We start from the raw sequence: 14,093 nt of genomic DNA, 5'->3' as shown, positions 1-14,093 counted from the left end.
GGTGGTGTGCGCTGAATGCATGTCAGCACAGACTTTTGACGTGATCGTGATCGGAGGCGGCCCGGTCGGCGAGGTCGCCGCCGAACGGGCCGCGCGTGGCGGGCTTCGGGTCGCCCTCGTCGAACACGAACGTTTCGGCGGCGAATGTTCTTACTGGGCCTGTATTCCGAGCAAGGCGCTGCTTCGGCCGGGGAACCTCCTCGCCGCCGCGAAGCGCGTCCCGGGTGTCCCGGTGGGTGACGCGGTCGACCCCGCGAAGGTGTTCGCGCGCCGGGACTGGTTCACCGGCAAGGGAGACGACAGCGGACAGGTCAAGTGGGCCGAAGGCGTCGGGATCGCCCCGATCCGCGGGCACGGCCGGATCACCGGTGAGCGGGAGGTCACGGTCGACGGCGGTGACGTGCTGACCGCACGGCACGCCGTGATCGTCGCCACCGGCAGTGTCCCGCGGACGCCGTCGATCCCCGGACTGGACACGATTTCCGTGTGGGGCTCCCGGGAGGCGACGTCGGCGGAAGCGGTCCCGCGCCGTCTCGGTGTGCTCGGTGGCGGAGTCGTCGGCGTCGAAATGGCGCAGGCTTTCGCGACACTCGGCGCCGAAGTCCACCTGATCATCTCGGGCGAACGCCCTTTGCCACGGCTGCCGGACTTCGCGGGCGACGCCGTCATCGCGGGACTCCGCGAAGCCGGGGTGACCGTGCACACCGGATCGGGTCTCGACGCGGTGTCCGCTGTGGACGGTGGTAAGGAATTGTCCTTGAAGGGTGGTGGCCGGTTGCTCGTCGACGAACTGCTCGTCGCCACCGGCCGCCGTCCCGCGACCGACGGACTCGGCGTGGACACGCTCGGGCTCGAAGCGGGCGCGCCGCTCACGACGGACGACAACGGCCGAGTGTCCGCTGTGGACGGTGACTGGCTGTTCGCCGTCGGGGACGTCACCGGCCGGGCGCCGCTGACCCATCAGGGCAAGTACGCCGCCCGCGCCACCGGCGACGCGGTGGCCGCACAGGCGGCGGGCGAGCCGGTCGACTCCGCCGCGTGGAGCGCGCACAGCGCCACGGCCGACCATCACGCCATCCCGCAGGTCGTCTTCACCGACCCGGAGGTCGCTTCGGTCGGGCTCGCCGGACCCGAGGAGGGCAAACCGCATCGCGTCGTCGACATCGACATCGCGGTCGCCGGTTCGTCACTGCACGCGGACGGCTACGCGGGCAAGGCGCGGATCGTCGTCGACACCGAACGCGGTGTGCTCCTCGGCGCGACCTTCGTCGGGCAGGACGTCTCCGAACTGCTGCACTCGGCGACGATCGCGATCGTGGGGGAGGTCCCGCTGTCGAGGTTGTGGCACGCGGTCCCGTCGTTCCCCACGATCAGCGAGGTGTGGCTGCGCCTGCTGGAGGCGTACGGTCTTTAGCCGTTGACGGGAAGTTCGAGGGCGGCCTTCGCGCCCCGGACGAGGCCGGGATCGTCCGGAGTGGACGGTCCCGGCACCCAGACGACCTGGATCAGCCGGACCGATTTCCCGTCCAGGCTGCTCTGGTAGGCGGCGCCTTCGAACACCGGGACGTCGCCCTGCCACTGGTCGGTCTCGGTGGCGAGGTCGAGGATGCCGCCGCCGCCGGGATTGTCGGCGGCGGCCTTGAACGCGGTCGCCTGCTCGGCGTCCGGGAACTCCACGACGGCGATCGTGACCGCGGCGGCCCGGCCGTCGATCGAACTGGCGAAGCTGGCCCGTTTCACTCCCGCGCAGCTCGTCCGCTGAAGACTCGCCTGGACGTCGCCGTACGCGTGCGACGCGCATTTCTGGTCCGCGGCCGACGCCCGCGAGGTGAACTGGATGTTCTCCACCGCGCTGCTGCTCGGCGGCGGCGAACTAGTCGCCGGGGTCGGCGGCGGGGGAGTCTGGGTGGACGCGGTGTCGTCACCGCCGGAGGCCACGCTGATGGCCGCGACCAGCAGCACGATGAGCAAGCCGATCGCGGCGAGCGGGAGCCACTTCACCGTCTTGGACTGATGCGGCGACTTCGGGGCGGGCTCGGTGGGAGCGGAAGCGGCGGCCGCGGGCGGAACGGGCTTCGCGGCGACGGCCTGCCGAGCGGGCTGGACCGGCGGAGCGGGCCGGACGGGCGGCGGCGTGGCGGGCAGGGGTTTGGCGGCTTTGACCGGAGGAGCGGCCGGTTTCGCCGGTCTTTTCACCTTCCCCGGATGCTGCACCGGAACCGTCGGGGCGATCGCGACGAGCGGGTTCTCGCGGATCACGGTCGGCTCGTCGTCGGAGTAGGCGCTGAACCCTTCCCCGAGCAACATCTCTTCGGGCATCGGTGGCGCGTCCGGGGCGAGCGCGGCGATCAGGTCCCGCGCCTGCTGGACCGAGCGGGGGCGGGCGGCGGTGGCCAGCGAGACCGTCGCGGCGAGCATCGTCGTCGCCGTCGGGTAGAGGACGCGGACGGAGCCGGCGAGGTCCGCGGCCGGCTGGTCGACCGTCTCCACGTACGGACCGACGGCGATGATCGTGCCGATCGGCCCGGCGCCGGGGGCGACGTCCGCGATCTTGTGCGTGCACGCGGCCGACAGCGAGAGCGCGTCGGTGGCCGGGTTGATCGAGGTGTCGCCGTGGACCAGCGGCCAGCCGTCGGCCTTCCACGGCCCGCCGAGCGGGGCTTCGAGTTTCAATGCCGGGTCCGGCAGGTCGACACCGATGACGATGAGGACGCCCTTCGGCATGACGACGACGGCTTCGACGGGGCGCCCGTCGACCGGGCTGGCGCCGATCAGGGCGACTCCGCCCACGACGTTGCTGCCCCGGCCGAGTGAAGCCAGCGCGGCGCGGACGTCCTCGGCCACCCGGGACGGCTGTTGAGCGAGGCGAACGAGTCGCACCGAACCCCTCCCCATCTCGTCGGTCTCGATGCACAAAGTAGCGCCTCCATCCGGACCAACGGGCCGACACGTCGCAGGTAGGCGCGGTGACCTTGCTCCGAGAAGTTGTCATCCACGTGAGCGCCGTCACTCACCTGGGTGTTACTCGTTGGTAGGTGGCAGCTTCTTTGTCCCCTGTCACCAGGAGAAACGTCATGGCCGTATCTCGCCCCTGGCGTCGACGCGCCGCGCTCGTCGCCGCCCTGCTCGCCGTCCCGGCCGCGGGGATGGTCCCCGCACAGGCCGCGGGACCGCTCGCACCTGTCGCCCCCGGGCTCTCCCGCCTGCTCTCGGCCGTCACCGGAGCGACGGGGGTGACCGCGCTCGTGCACGCCGACGACATCGCCACCGCCGAACGCGCCGCCCGCGGAGCCGGGCTGACGAAGATCACTTCGTTCGGCAAGATCGGCGTCGTCGCCGTCCGGGGAACCGCCGACCAGGTGCGCGCCGTCCGCGAGGCCGACGGCGTCAGCTACGTCGAAGGCAACGAGAAGCTGAAGGCGCACGGCAGCGCGGGCACCACGGCGACCAGGAGCCTGCAGACGCAGGCACAGCTCAAGGACGCCGGTGGCGCTCCGGTGGACGGCAGGGGCGTCTCCGTCGCGATCATCGACACGGGCGTCGACCCGACGCATCCGGCGTTCAAGGGCGCCGACGGCAAGACGCGGGTGGTGCGCAGCCTCAAGAGCCTCTGCCTCGACGGCACAGCGACGAACTGCATCGTCGACGTCCCGACCGTCATCGACACCGACACCCTTTCCCTCGGCGGCCACGGCACGCACGTCACCGGTATCGCCGCCGGGAACCAGCTGACGCTGACCGACGGCACCAAGGTCGGCGGCTCGGCGCCCGGCTCGAAGATCGTCTCGGTCTCGACCGGGGCGGCGCTGCTCGTGCTCGGCACGGACGCGGCGCTGAACTGGGTGCTGGAGAACCACAAGGCGCCCTGCGGCGCGGGCGTCGCGGCGTCGGTGTGCCCGCCGATCAAGGTGACCAACAACTCCTACGGCCCCAGCGGAGGTGGCACCTTCGACCCGAACTCGGCGACGGTGAAGCTCCAGCGCGCGCTCGCCGCGGAAGGCGTCGTCACGGTGTGGGCGAACGGGAACGACGGCGGCGACGGTTCGGCGAACCTCTCCAACCCGCCGGGACAGGACCAGACGCCGGGCGTGCTCTCGGTGGCCTCGTCCAACGACCAGGGGACCGGCACCCGCGACGGCACGGTTTCCGACTTCTCCTCGCGCGGCCTCGCGACCAGCCAGTCGAGCTGGCCCGACGTCTCCGCGCCGGGGGAGAACATCCTCTCGTCCTGCCGCCCCACGCAGCCGATCTGCACACAGGGCCTCCAGCCCGAGAATGGCCCCGGACTGCTGGACCTCGCCACCTACAACGTGATCAGCGGGACCTCGATGGCGGCACCGCAGATCACCGGGATCGTCGCGCAGCTGTTCCAGGTCGCGCCGAACGCGAGCCCGGGCGACATCGAGGCCGCGATCAAGGGGACGGCGTACAAGTTCACCAACGGCTCGCCGTACGTGGCCGCCGGGCCGTACACGTCGAGCTTCGACAAGGGCACGGGCCTGGTGGACACCTTCGCCGCGGCGAAGTCCCTCGGCGCCCAAGGCTGACCTGCTCGCCTTCCGTTCCGGCTCGCTCGCCGGGACGGAAGGCGGGACTCGCGTGATCAGAGACGTGACTCGCGTGTTTGGGCACGTGACTCGCGAGTGCGGTGCGCGGTCACCCAGCCCACCCGTTTCCTCGGCAGGGCGGCACAATTGCCGTCCCCGGGGTAACCCGGGTGAAGGGATCTTTTCCCCGGCCCCGCCGAAAGAAGGGGGGCTTTCGCAGGAGTTCCGCGTCCCAATCAGGTGCGACTTGTGGTGTTCATGTGGCCAAACAGCACAGTTGGGGTGCACAATGTGCTCACGCGTACCGGGAGGCGGCACGAGCCACCTGACCAGCACAACTCGCGAGGTCGTAGGGGAAGACGCCCCTCGTCGAGTAGCGGAGGTCAGCAGTGAGCACCCGTGGCAACACCCGTGGCGTGGTGTACGTCCACTCGTCGCCGTCTGCGGTCTGTCCGCACGTCGAGTGGGCTATTTCGGGCACCCTCGGTGCCCGAGTCGAGTTGAAGTGGACGGCGCAGCCCGCCAGTCCAGGACAGCTCCGCGCCGAATGTGGATGGCGTGCGCCTTCGGGCACCGGCGGAAAGCTGGCGTCCGCGCTCAAGGCGTGGCCGATGATCCGGTTCGAAGTCACCGAAGAGCCCAGTGCGGGGGTCGACGGTGAGAGGTTCTGCTTCGCCCCCGGCCTCGGCCTGTGGCACGGCAGGACCAGCGCCAACGGCGACATCGTCGTGGGCGAAGACCAGTTGCGGGCACTCGTGAGCAAGGTGCGCACCGGGGAGTCCCTGGCGCACAAGCTCGACGAGCTCTTGGCCGCCAACTGGGACGAAGCGCTCGAACCGTACCGGCACGCCGGTGACGGCGCACCGGTCACCTGGCTGCACCAAGTCGGGTAGACGCCGGTGAGGACGGAAGAGGCGGGCGGCTAACCTTTCAGGGTGACCGCCCAGCCTCGCCCCCTCTCCCGCCAGCGGTGGCTGATCCCCGTCCTCGTGGTCGTGATCTCGCTGACCGTCGGCGTCGGGTTGCTGGCACGCGACCTCTATCTCCGCCCCGAGGCGGAACCCACCGAGCCGCTCGTCAGTGATTCGCCGACGTCGGTCCCCCCGGGCGCGCAACCCGGCTCGCGCGCCGTGGAGGTGACTCCGGACGTCTTCGCGCATCCGCATTACCAGAGTGTCCGGCAAGTGCTGCAAGGGTATTTCGACTCCATCAACGATCGCGACTATCTGAAGTGGACTTCGGTGGTCAGCCGCGAGCGTGCCAAGACCAAGACCTCGTCCGAGTGGAAGAAGGACTATCAGTCCACTCAGGACGGCAGCATCCTCGTCTACCGCATCGAGCCGGGCGCGCCGAGCACGCTCCGGGTGCTCGTCGCCTTCACCAGCACCCAGGACGTCGACGACGCGCCGGTATATCTGCCGGAAGGGTGCATCCGCTGGCGGCTGGTGCTGCCGCTGCGGCTGGAGAGCGGCTCCTGGCGCGTCGACACCACCGACGGCGGGACGAACCCCGAACACGAAAGATGCTGAAGTAAGGGGCGACATGGTCCCCCAGGCTGACGCGGGCGCGAACCGGGGCCGAATAGAGTCGCGGGCATGGCAATTGACCAGCCGGCCGTGCTGACCGGCGCCTCGAGGGGGCTCACCAGCGAAGAGGTCGCCCAACGGGTGGCCGCGGGACAGACCAACACTGTCTCGACGAAGACCAGCCGGACCACCGGCGAGATCATCCGCGCGAACGTCTTCACCCGGATCAACGCGATCTACGGGGTGCTGTTCGTCCTCATCCTGTCGACGGGGTACTTCATCGACGGGTTGTTCGGCGGGCTGATCATCGTCAACAGCGCGGTCGGCATCATCCAGGAACTCCGGGCGAAACGGACCTTGGAACGGCTCGCCATCGTCGGACAGGCGAAGCCGACCGTCCGCCGCGACGGGCAGAGCGCCGAGATCGCCCCGGAAGACGTCGTGCTCGGGGATCTCGTCGAACTGGGGCCCGGCGACAAGATCGTCGTCGACGGCCCGGCGCTGACGGCCGACGCGCTGGAGGTCGACGAGTCGCTGCTGACCGGGGAATCCGATCCCGTGGTCAAGCAGCCCGGCGACAAGGTGCTGTCCGGCAGCTTCGTCGTCGCGGGCAGCGGCACCTACCGCGCGGACGTCATCGGCGACGAGTCCTACGCGGCGAAACTGGCCGCGGAGGCCAGCAAGTTCACCCTGGTGAAGTCGGAACTGCGCCAGGGCATCGACAAGATCCTCAAGTTCATCACCTACCTGCTTGTCCCGGCGGGCGCGCTGACCATCTACAACCAGCTCGCGGGCGACCAGGCGTGGCCGGACGCGCTGCGCGGCATGGTCGCGGCGCTCGTGCCGATGGTGCCCGAAGGCCTGGTGCTGATGACCAGTGTCGCGCTCGCGGTCGGCGTCATCCGGCTGGGCAAGCGTCAGTGCCTGGTGCAGGAACTCCCGGCGATCGAAGGACTCGCCCGGGTCGACGTGGTGTGCGCGGACAAGACCGGCACGCTCACCGAGAACGCGATGCGGCTTTCCGAGGTCCGCGAGATCACGCCGGGCCACCCGGTGGACGACGTGCTGGCCGCGCTCGCCGCCGCGGATCCCCGCCCGAACGCGAGCCTGCAGGCGATCGCCGAGGCGTATCCGGCCGATCCCGGCTGGCGGGTCTCCGCGACCATGCCGTTCTCCTCGGCGCGCAAGTGGAGCGGCGCGTCGTTCGGCACCGACGGCGACTGGGTGCTCGGCGCGGCCGACGTCCTGCTGCCGGAAGGGGAACACCGGGCGGAGGCCGAGAAGATCGGCTCGCGCGGTCTGCGTGTCCTGCTGCTGGGCCGTGCCGAGCGTGCCGTCGACGCGGCCGAGGGCCCCGGCGACATCCAGCCGGTCGCGCTCGTGGTGCTGGAGCAGAAGGTCCGTCCCGACGCGAAGGACACTTTGGACTTCTTCGCGCACCAGGACGTCGCGGTCAAGGTCATCTCCGGCGACAACGCCATCTCGGTGGGCGCGGTCGCGGGCACCCTCGACCTGCCGGGCGCGGACAAGCCCGTCGACGCGCGGAAGCTGCCGGAGGACGCCGAAAAGCTGGCCGACACCGTGGAGGAGCGCGCCGTCTTCGGCCGCGTGACGCCGCTGCAGAAACGCGCGATGGTCGGCGCGCTCCAGTCGAAGGGCCACACCGTCGCGATGACCGGAGACGGCGTGAACGACGTCCTCGCGCTGAAGGACGCGGACATCGGTGTCGCCATGGGCGCCGGCAGCCCGGCCACCCGCGCGGTCGCGCAGATCGTGCTGCTGGACGACAAGTTCGCCACCCTGCCGCACGTGGTCGCCGAGGGGCGGCGGGTGATCGGCAACATCGAGCGCGTCTCGAACCTGTTCCTCACCAAGACGGTCTACTCGGTGCTGCTGGCGCTGATGGTCGGCATCGCGCAGGTGCCGTTCCCGTTCCTGCCGCGGCACATCACGATCACCGCGTGGTTCACGATCGGCCTGCCCGCCTTCGTGCTTTCGCTGGCGCCGAACAACGAACGCGCCCGCACCGGCTTCGTCGGCAGGGTGATGCGGATGGCCGTCCCGGCCGGGCTGGTCATCGCCACGGCGACCTTCGTGAGCTATCTGCTGGTGTACAAGGGTTCCGGACAGTCCGAACTGGACAAGATCCAGGCCGGGACGACCGCGCTGATCACGCTCATCACGATCGCGCTGTGGGTGCTCGGGATCGTCGCGCGGCCGTACCGGTGGTGGAAGATCCTGCTGATCGGCGGGATGGTCGTGCTGACGCTCGCGCTGTTCCTGATCCCGTTCACGCAGAAGTTCTTCGCATTGGACCCGAGCGTGAGCGCGTACACGCTTTCGGCGTTCGCCTGCGCCGGAGTCGGGATCGTGCTGGTGGAGGCCGCCTGGTGGATCGGGCGGCATCTGGTGAAGCGCTCGGAAGCCTGACCGCTCCCGCCTCAAGTGCCGCAAACGTCATGAGGGGTCCCCATAGGACATAAAACGTCCTATGGGGACCCCTCATGACATGTCAGGCGAGCCGGAACTCCGCGACCGTCAGGCCGCCGGGGTGAACAGCAGAGCCGTGTTGTGCCCGCCGAAACCGAACGAGTTGCTGATCGCCGCGCCCAGCTCTACCTTGCGCGCCTCACCGGAGACGACGTCGAGCTGCACCTTCGGGTCCAGGTCTTCGAGGTTCAGCGTCGCCGGGATGAGGCCGTGGTAGATCGCCAGGATCGTGGCGATGCCCTCGACCGCGCCCGCACCGCCGACCAGGTGGCCGAGCGCGCCCTTGGGCGCGGTCACCACGACGTGCTCGCCGACGGCGTTGCGGATCGCCGCGGCCTCGCCGACGTCACCGACGACCGTCGAGGTCGCGTGCGCGTTGACGTGGCCGACGTCGGCAGGGGAGACCCCGGCCATCGTCATCGCCTGCCGCATGGCGGTGATCTGGCCGATGCCCTCCGGGTGGTTACCCGTGATGTGGTAGGCGTCCGAGGTGATCCCGTACCCGCTCAGCTGCGCGTAGATCCGCGCGTTGCGGGCCCTGGCGCGGTCGGCCCGCTCCAGGATCACGACGCCGGAGCCCTCGCCGAGGACGAAACCGTCACGGTTCACGTCGAACGGCCTGGACGCCTTCGTCGGGTCGTCGTTGCGGGTGGAGACCGTCCGCGCCTGGGCGAAACCGGCGAGGGTGATCGGGTGGATGCACGATTCGGCACCACCGGCGACCACGACGTCGGCGCGGCCCGAGCGGATCATCTCGTAGCCGGCGGCGATGCCTTCCGCGCCCGACGCGCAGGCCGACGCGGGCGAGTGCACACCGGCACGCGCCTTCAGATCGATCCCGACGTGCGCGGCGGGGCCGTTCGGCATCAGCATCGGCACGGTCAGCGGGGAGACCTTGCGGAGTCCCTGCTTGTGCAGAAGGTCGTTCTGGGAGATCAGGGTGACCGGACCGCCGACACCGGTACCGATGGTCACCCCGAGGCGCTCGGGTTCCACATCCTGATGCTCATCGGTCGGTTGCTCGAAACCCGCGTCCGCCCAAGCCTGGCGGGCGGCGATGATCGCCACCTGCTCACAGCGGTCCAGCCGCCGGGCCTGGACCCGCGGCAGGACTTCGGACGGGTCGACGGCGAGCATGGCGCCGATCTTCACCGGCAGCTCGAGTTCGTCGACCCAGTCGGCTTCGATGCGGCGGATCCCGCTCGCCCCGGCGAGCAGGCCGTCCCACGTGGACGCGACGTCCCCGCCGAGCGGCGTGGTCGCGCCCATCCCGGTGATCACGACGTCGATGTTGCTCATTGGAGTCTCCCCAAGGTCGGCGCCAATCAAGAAGTCGGACTTACTTGGAGTTGGCCGACACGTAGTTCACCGCGTCGCCAACGGTCTTCAGGTTCGCCAGCTCGTCGTCCGGGATCTTGACGCCGAACTTGTCCTCGGCCTGAACAGCGATCTCCACCATGGACAGCGAGTCGATGTCGAGGTCGTCCACGAAGGACTTCTCGGCGGTCACGTCGTCCTGCGCCACACCGGCGACCTCTTCGACGATCTCGGCGAGGCCGGCGAGGATCTCTGCGTTGTCTGCCACTGGTTGTTCCCTTCTCGGTGATGCTTTCGGCTGCCCCGCGGACACGGTGCCCGCGGGGGAAGTATTCATCACGGGCAGATGAAGGCCTGGCCCGCGTAGGAGAGTCCCGCCCCGAAGCCGACGGCGAGCACGACGTCGCCCTGCTTCACGGTGCCCGCCTTGCGCATGTGGTCCAGCGCGAGGGGGATGGACGCGGACGAGGTGTTGCCCGAGTACTTGATGTCGTCGGCGACGACCATGTCCTCGCGCGCGCCCTTGGCCCGCAGCTTCTTGGCGATGGCCTCGACGATGCGCAGATTGGCCTGGTGCGGGATCAGGACGTCCACATCGGATGGTTCGAGCCCGGACAGTTCCAGCGCCCGCAAGGCGATCGGCGCGATCTGCGTGGTCGCCCACCGGAAGACCGACTGGCCCTCCTGGTAGATCCACTTGTCGTCGCGCATGTAGATGAGGTCGACGTGCTCGCCCGCGCTGCCCCAGGCGACCGGGCCGATCTGCGCCGAATCGGCCGCGCCGACCACCGCCGCGCCCGCGCCGTCGGCGAAGATGATCGCGTTCGCGCGGTCGACCGGGTCGACGTGGTCGGTGAGCTTCTCGGCGCCGATGACGAGCGCCTTCTTCGCGCTGCCCGCCCGGATGAGGTCCGACGCGACACCGAGGCCGTAGCAGAAGCCGGCGCAGGCGGCGTTGAGGTCGAACGCGGCGGGATGCGTGATGCCGATCCGGTCCGCGACCTGGGCGGCGGCGTTCGGGATCTGCGTGGGCATCGTGCAGTTCGGCAGGATGACCGTGTCCACTTCGGACGGATCCACACCGGCGTCGGCCAGCGCGGCGGTGCCCGCCTTGACCGCCATGTCGACCAGCGACTCGTCCTTCTCGGCGAACCGGCGCTCGACGATGCCGACCCGCTCGCGGATCCACTGGTCGTTGGTGTCCATGATCTTCGAGAGATCGTCGTTGGTCACGATCTTCTCGGGCTGGAAGCTCCCGACACCGAGGATGCGGGTCCCGGCGGCGCCCTGCGCCTGCCGCAAGGTGGATCGGTCGGTCACGAAGCGTCCTCCTGCCCCTGAAGCTTCGCCAGCTCGGCGGGGGTCTTCAGTGCGATGGTGGTGGTCACGATTCCCTTGAGCTGCCGCTTGACCAGCCCGGTCAGCGTGCCCGCCGGCGGCAGTTCGAGCGTCGAGGTGACGCCCGCGGAGACCAGACCGTCCATGGTCAGGTCCCAGCGCACCGGGCTCGTGACCTGCTTGACCAGCCGGTCGAGGTACTCGGCCCCGCTGGTGACGACCTGGCCGTCGGCGTTCGACAGCAGCGGACGCGTCGGGTCCGCCGGGGTGATCTTCGCAGCCTGCGAAGCCAGCGCTTCCCGCGCGGGTGCCATGTACGAGGTGTGGAACGCGCCCGCGACCTTGAGCGCGCGGACCTTGGTGCCCTCCAGCGGCTCGGCCACGATCTTCTCGATCGCGGCGGCGGCGCCCGAGGCGACGATCTGACCGGCGCCGTTACGGTTCGCCGCGGCGAGGCCGTGGCCGTCGAGCCAGGCGACGACCTGATCCGGGTCGCCGAGCATGACCGCGGCCATGCTCGTGGGCTCCAGCGCGCACGCCTTGGCCATCTCCGCGCCGCGGATTGCGGCCAGCGCGACGGCGTCCTCGGGGCTCAGCACCCCGGCGATGGCGGCGGCGGCCAGTTCGCCGACGGAGTGACCGGCGACCGGCGAGTCCGCGGCGACCGGGGCCTCGCGCTGGAGGTGTTCGAACGCCAGCAGGGACAGCGCCACGATCAGCGGCTGCGTGATCGCGGTGTCCTGGATCTCTTCGGCGTCCGCTTCGGTGCCGAGACGGATCAGGTCGAGACCGGCACGCTCGGACCAGGCTTCGACGCGCGCGCGGGCGCCGTCGAGCTCGAGCCAAGGAGTGAGCATGCCTGGGGCTTGGGAACCCTGACCGGGGGCGAGGACTGCAGCTGTCACCCCACTAGGGAACACTCTCGGCCACCATGGTCGTGATGCCGACGCTCACCAAGTCCGGCCTGGGTAATTGTGGGAAACCTCCAAAAGCACGTTCCTGATCTCCGCGCTTAACCCAAAAGCCTTGTCGGGTTCAACCAGCTTTCCCTATGAAGTCTGTCACTGCGCAGCGTTACCAACGGGTTTACCAGAGCCGTGCGGGGCGGGCCAAGTCTTCCATGTCGCTTCACGTGCCTGAGTGGGGTATTTGCCCGTTTCGGTGCCCGGGCCCGGCGCATGAGGTTCCCCTGAGAGGCAGGGCAACTGTGGCGTGTTCGGGCGGGCCGGGTGACGCGGCACCGAACTCTCGTGATCAGACACGGAACTCGCGTGCTCGAAGGCGGAACTCACGTGATCAGGCGCCGAACACCCGAGTTCCGTCTCCAAACACGTGAGTTCCGCCTTCAAGCACGCGAGATCGGCTTTCGATCACGCGAGTCACGCCTCCGGCCCCACCCGTCTTGCTCACCAGAGGCCGCGGGCCCGGGCCAGCCGCCCCACCGTCAGCGCCACCTTCAGCACCCAGGCGTCGCGCGATTCCGCGGCGTGACGGCCGGTGAGCTCCGCCGCCTTCCGCAGCCGGTACCGGACGGTGTTCGGATGCACGAACAGTGTCCGCGCGCAGGTTTCCAGGACGCCGCCGCTGTCCAGGTAGGTCTCCACCGTCCGCAGCAGCGCCGGGCCCGCCTCCTCCAGCGGCCGGGCGATCTGTTCGACGAGCAGCCGTTCCGCCTCGGGATCGCCGGACAGCGCGCGTTCCGGCAGCAGGTCGATCGATCTCGCCGGTCGCGGCGCACCGGGCCAGCCGACGACCGCGCGCAGGCCGGAGAGCGCTTCGGTCGCGCTGTGGTGCGCTTCGGCGAGGGTCGGCACCGTCGGCCCGGCGACGACCGGGCCCTCGGCGAACGCGACGGACAGTTTCGTGAGGATCTCGCGGTCCTTGACGCTGCCGTCGGTGGGCCCGGCGACGACCACGACCAGCCGCGATCCCTGCACCGAGAGCAGCACGGGGCGCCCGACGCGGGCGGCGCGGCTGCGCACCTCGAACACGACGGCGGGCGGGTCGTCCGACGTCGGGGTGCCGACCAGGGCGGTGGCGGGCGCGGCCGGGTCCCAGCCGAGCGCGGCGGCGCGGGAGAGCACCGCTTCCTCGGCGTCTCCTCGGACGATGCCGTCGACGACCAGCGCTTCCAGCCGCGCGTCCCAGGCGCCCCGGGCCTCGGCGGCGGCCGCGTAGGAGTTCGCGGCGGCGAACGCGATCTCCCTGCCGTAGCGCAGGATCCCTTCGATCAGCGCGGCGCGTTCCGCCTCGTTCGCGGCGAACTCGGGGAGCTGCTCCTCGAACACCTCGATCGCCAGCCGCACCATGCCGACCGCCTGCCGCAGGCTCACCCAGCGGGAAAGTTCCGCGGGCGCCTCGCGGAACGCCTCGGTGGTGAGGGAGAGCGCCTCCTTCGCGTCGCGGAGCCAGTCGACGAAACCGGCGGCACCCGCCTGGGTGATCAGCAGGACACTCGCGCGCTGGTCGGCGGGAAGGCGGGCGAACCAGCTCAGCCGCTCCTCCATCACCGCGACGCTCGCGCTCGCGAGCCGGCCGGAGGCGTGCTCCAGTCTTCGGAGGGTCTTGGCGGACAGCCCGTGGTGCTTGGGCACACGTCGCCCGGAAGTCGCATCAGCCATGGTCAGCCGATCCTAGTCCGGCGGGCAAAGGTGGCCGTCGTCCTGCGGCTCTTCGCCGCCTATGTCCGAAGTGGACAGTTATGGCCGGTGAATTGTGAAAAGTCTTTGCATAAAACTCGAGGCCGCCCGGCGCTAGCGTTTTTCGCTGCGCCGGACGGCCTCGTCTCCCCGGTCCCCACCGGTAGAACAAGTATGGGACTTGTCGATCTTTTCCCGCTAGTTCACTCACTCGATCGTGGGTCGCCGAGTTGCCG

The 14,093-nt window shown here is 69.9% G+C and carries 11 protein-coding genes; 5 read left to right on the top strand and 6 right to left on the bottom strand.

The features are described from left to right. Window positions 1-40 precede the first annotated feature (40 nt). Entirely contained in the window at window positions 41-1,414 is a 1,374-nt protein-coding gene (locus tag CFP71_RS16535) for a dihydrolipoyl dehydrogenase family protein (RefSeq protein WP_167406150.1), read from the top strand. Here CFP71_RS16535 and CFP71_RS16530 read toward each other — a convergent pair. Next, on the bottom strand, window positions 1,411-2,880 hold the full coding sequence (locus CFP71_RS16530) for a hypothetical protein (protein WP_244199712.1): 1,470 nt from the start codon (window positions 2,878-2,880) through the stop codon (window positions 1,411-1,413). The two genes, CFP71_RS16535 and CFP71_RS16530, sit on opposite strands and share 4 nt — an antisense overlap. Window positions 2,881-3,074: 194 nt before the next feature. On the opposite strand from CFP71_RS16530, the gene CFP71_RS16525 reads away from it, so the two are divergent. The 4 genes from CFP71_RS16525 to CFP71_RS16510 all read left to right on the top strand — a co-directional run bounded on the left by CFP71_RS16525 (window position 3,075) and on the right by CFP71_RS16510 (window position 8,503). Beyond that, a complete protein-coding gene (locus tag CFP71_RS16525; protein WP_093934741.1) occupies window positions 3,075-4,547 on the top strand; it encodes a S8 family peptidase in 1,473 nt (490 codons plus the stop codon). A gap of 389 nt (window positions 4,548-4,936) precedes the next feature. Further along, a complete protein-coding gene (locus CFP71_RS16520; RefSeq protein ID WP_091599164.1) occupies window positions 4,937-5,440 on the top strand; it encodes a DUF3145 domain-containing protein in 504 nt (167 codons plus the stop codon). Between the two features lie 42 nt (window positions 5,441-5,482). After that, on the top strand, window positions 5,483-6,076 hold the full coding sequence (locus CFP71_RS16515; protein ID WP_093934740.1) for a hypothetical protein: 594 nt from the start codon (window positions 5,483-5,485) through the stop codon (window positions 6,074-6,076). A 66-nt stretch (window positions 6,077-6,142) separates the two neighbouring features. Beyond that, window positions 6,143-8,503 carry a cation-translocating P-type ATPase gene (locus CFP71_RS16510; protein ID WP_208635969.1) on the top strand — a complete coding sequence of 787 codons (2,361 nt, stop codon included), beginning with the start codon at window positions 6,143-6,145 and terminating at the stop codon, window positions 8,501-8,503. 108 nt (window positions 8,504-8,611) lie between these two features. Here the strand turns inward: CFP71_RS16510 and CFP71_RS16505 are convergent, their stop codons facing one another. From CFP71_RS16505 to CFP71_RS16485, 5 genes are all read right to left on the bottom strand, one after another. Next, on the bottom strand, window positions 8,612-9,862 hold the full coding sequence (locus CFP71_RS16505) for a beta-ketoacyl-[acyl-carrier-protein] synthase family protein (protein WP_093934738.1): 1,251 nt from the start codon (window positions 9,860-9,862) through the stop codon (window positions 8,612-8,614). A 40-nt stretch (window positions 9,863-9,902) separates the two neighbouring features. Further along, on the bottom strand, window positions 9,903-10,148 hold the full coding sequence (locus CFP71_RS16500) for an acyl carrier protein (protein ID WP_004559006.1): 246 nt from the start codon (window positions 10,146-10,148) through the stop codon (window positions 9,903-9,905). A gap of 68 nt (window positions 10,149-10,216) precedes the next feature. Next, complete coding sequence (locus CFP71_RS16495; RefSeq protein WP_093934737.1) at window positions 10,217-11,200, bottom strand: beta-ketoacyl-ACP synthase III; 984 nt, start codon at window positions 11,198-11,200, stop codon at window positions 10,217-10,219. Beyond that, entirely contained in the window at window positions 11,197-12,123 is a 927-nt protein-coding gene (locus CFP71_RS16490) for an ACP S-malonyltransferase (protein WP_279629227.1), read from the bottom strand. Before CFP71_RS16490 ends, CFP71_RS16495 begins: the two co-directional genes overlap by 4 nt. A gap of 501 nt (window positions 12,124-12,624) precedes the next feature. After that, window positions 12,625-13,839, bottom strand: coding sequence for a PucR family transcriptional regulator (locus CFP71_RS16485; RefSeq protein ID WP_005164946.1), 1,215 nt, complete (start codon window positions 13,837-13,839; stop codon window positions 12,625-12,627). Window positions 13,840-14,093 lie beyond the last annotated feature (254 nt).

The sequence above is a fragment of the Amycolatopsis thailandensis genome (genome assembly GCF_002234405.1).
Taxonomy (GTDB): domain Bacteria; phylum Actinomycetota; class Actinomycetes; order Mycobacteriales; family Pseudonocardiaceae; genus Amycolatopsis; species Amycolatopsis thailandensis.
This window is presented reverse-complemented; position numbering and strand designations above follow the sequence as displayed.

Coding starts and splice junctions, on each gene's coding strand:
- CFP71_RS16525 (WP_093934741.1), top strand. CDS start 3,075: ATGGCCGTATCTCGCCCCTGGCGTCGACGCGCCGCGCTCGTCGCCGCC.
- CFP71_RS16510 (WP_208635969.1), top strand. CDS start 6,143: ATGGCAATTGACCAGCCGGCCGTGCTGACCGGCGCCTCGAGGGGGCTC.
- CFP71_RS16505 (WP_093934738.1), bottom strand. CDS start 9,862: ATGAGCAACATCGACGTCGTGATCACCGGGATGGGCGCGACCACGCCG.
- CFP71_RS16485 (WP_005164946.1), bottom strand. CDS start 13,839: ATGGCTGATGCGACTTCCGGGCGACGTGTGCCCAAGCACCACGGGCTG.